The organism is Carnobacterium sp. (assembly GCF_032094055.1).
In the GTDB taxonomy this organism is placed as follows: Bacteria; Bacillota; Bacilli; order Lactobacillales; family Carnobacteriaceae; genus Carnobacterium_A.
Genome location: NZ_DAMDAK010000020.1, coordinates 19034 through 21721, shown reverse-complemented (window position 1 = coordinate 21721; position 2688 = coordinate 19034). Strand labels below are relative to the sequence as shown.

Here is a 2688-nt window from a genome sequence, read left to right as displayed (position 1 = left end):
ATTTGTTCTTCTGATGTCAATCCTGCAAAAAATTGTGCACTTAAATCTTCACGAATATTAGCATTTGTTATAATACGTTCGCGACCTTTTTCTGTTAAAAAGACTCGTTTAATCCGTTTGTCATTTTCATCTTCTATTCGTTCAACTGCACCAGCTTTTTCGAGTTTTTTTAATAATTCTGCTAATGAACTTGGACGAATATCTAGCAACTCTGCCAAATTTCCTTGGGTCATACCATCTTCACTGCCTAAAATATTGATTACTTGTTGTTGACCATCAAATCGTTGATTCTTTTGTAAAAATAAGATGCGTGCAACCTCACTTACTGCTTCCATCTGTTTCAGTAGTTTCATCGTAAAGTGACTCATATAATTCACCCCTTCTAATTGTTTAGGTACCTAACTTATAGTGTATTTGTAGTATAGTTCGGTACCTAACTATTGTCAACTCTTTTATTATTTTCTTTATAAAATTTTTCCTTATACTAAAAAAGTTTAAATAATTTCTGTAGATAGTTCTACTACTTAAATAGCTAATAAAATAATATACTAGTAGGAATTATGCCAATAGTCAGCTATTTTTAAGCAAAAAAAAGAGAAGAATTGTTTTCAACATGCTTTCGCACTAACAATTCTTCTCATTATGAACTTGATTCTTGATGGGCTGTGGGGGGCTCGAACCCTCGACCCGCTGATTAAGAGTCAGCTGCTCTGCCAACTGAGCTAACAACCCTGGCACCGATCATTTTCAACTACAAAAACAATTTTAACACAATAAACACTCTTTTTGCAAGATAACTTTTAGCCTTTGCTGCGCAAGCTTTTTAAGAATAGTTTAAAAGGTCAAAACTGTTAGCAAGAAATAATTTGGCAGTTAGAAGTTCATTTCTTTCGGGCAGGGCAAGAACAAATTTTACATACTCAAAACGCAGGAAAAATATTTGATATGTCCAGAGAATTGATTTTACCTCACGATAATATTAAGCGTGAAAAAAAGCCTTTTAAGAGACTTTTTTACACGTTAATATTATTTTTGTTTGGAGTTAGGCTTTAAATATACTGTAAATATTGAGATGATTAATGCTCCCAGTAAAAGTATCCAACTATAATTTGCAAAACCTCCATAAATATCATTATTAGAAACCCAGAGAGCTATAAAATAGAAGACGATTAGAAGTGCAAATCTCTTTAAAAACGCAAAAATAAATTGTTTAAACTTCGCTTTATTCATTTAACATACCGCCTTTATTAAATAATTGCATAAGTATACTGCATTGAATAAGAAGTGTAGTTTTCTTTGTAAGCTTGACCCGTTTACCTAGAAGGTTGAAAGAACGTTATTAATAGCTTTCCGATCTTCATTTTTAAGATTTTAAAAGTGTGCCTGAAGTTAGAGCTTATTTAGAAACGGCATATTAAAGTAATTGTTACTCTACTCAAACCGTTCTTAAGGCATACTGGTGCTTATATATCTTATCACAATAAAGAATAAAACTAGAAGGATAGTCATAATCGACAAACCAAAGATGCCAAACAATATGAATTTGCTTCTTTTACTAGCCGAAATATTCCGTATCGAAAATGCAACGATAAAAAGCCCTATAATGCTTATGGTGATTCCTAATACGTCTATTATCTCCTGAGGCGTATTTACATTAACTAACAAGCTGATCAATAAAAAAAGCTGTACTAAGAAAAAAATGAAAGGTCCTTCAGATATTCGTTTAACCATATTTGAACCTGCCTTTAACTTTATTTTGTCTGTTTCATGTGTTTATCTGTTAGATAATGTCTGCTGAATAAAGAAAAAAACTATTTTATCAGTAAAAACTGCACACTTCTTATCGAAGTTTTGATCAGAAACTTGCCTGGTTCCCCTCACGTAAAAGATTCGAATGAGCGCAATCCACTATGCAAATAATCATTATGCAGCAAGCACTATATATAGCAAATTTTTCTTATGTAGGGTAGACATAAGATAGCATTTCTTATGTAAAATAGATAGAAGCAGTTTTAAAAAGCGTCGATTAAAAAAGCTAAACCAATATTATCCTTTAGAATATAAAGAGATACTGGTCTAGCCTATTTTATCTAATAAAGAAAGAGTTAAATTTGCGACCAAACACTTTCCAAAATATTGGTTTGTTCACGATCAGGACCAACAGAAAAAGTGGAAATCCGTACGCCAACTAAATCTGAGATCCGATGAATATAGTTTCGTGCATTTTCCGGAAGCTCTTCTAATGTTCGACAGCTGGTAATGTCTTCACTCCAGCCAGGCAGTTCTTCATAAACGGGTGTACATTCAGCCAATTCTTTTAAACTTGCTGGATAATGAAGAATGTGTTCGCCATTGCGTTCATAAGCCGTACAAATTTTGACTGTTTCCAACCCGCTTAGTACATCAATTGAATTTAAAGCTAGATTTGTGATACCGGAAACGCGTTTTGAGTGACGCATGACAACCGTATCAAACCAGCCTATCCGGCGCGGACGTCCTGTTGTAGTTCCATATTCTTTACCAATATCACGAATTTGCTGCCCGATTTCATCATGTAATTCTGTCGGAAAAGGACCATCTCCAACACGAGAGGTATAAGCTTTACAGACGCCGACAACTTTATTGATTTTTGATGGTCCGACACCACTACCAATGGTTACGCCGCCAGCAACAGGATTAGAAGAAGTC

Annotated in this window: 3 protein-coding genes and 1 tRNA gene; all 4 read right to left on the bottom strand. The window is 34.1% G+C overall.

The window, feature by feature from the left end:
- Positions 1–368: MarR family transcriptional regulator (locus tag RT405_RS04895; RefSeq protein ID WP_313468054.1), on the bottom strand; the 368-nt coding region annotated here is incomplete at its 3' end.
- Between the two features lie 291 nt (positions 369–659).
- Positions 660–732 (bottom strand) — tRNA-Lys (locus RT405_RS04890).
- Between the two features lie 294 nt (positions 733–1026).
- Positions 1027–1230, bottom strand: coding sequence for a hypothetical protein (locus RT405_RS04885; RefSeq protein ID WP_313468052.1), 204 nt, complete (start codon positions 1228–1230; stop codon positions 1027–1029).
- 875 nt (positions 1231–2105) lie between these two features.
- A partial coding sequence (locus RT405_RS04880) for an adenylosuccinate synthetase (RefSeq protein ID WP_313468050.1) occupies positions 2106–2688 on the bottom strand: 583 nt, incomplete at its 5' end.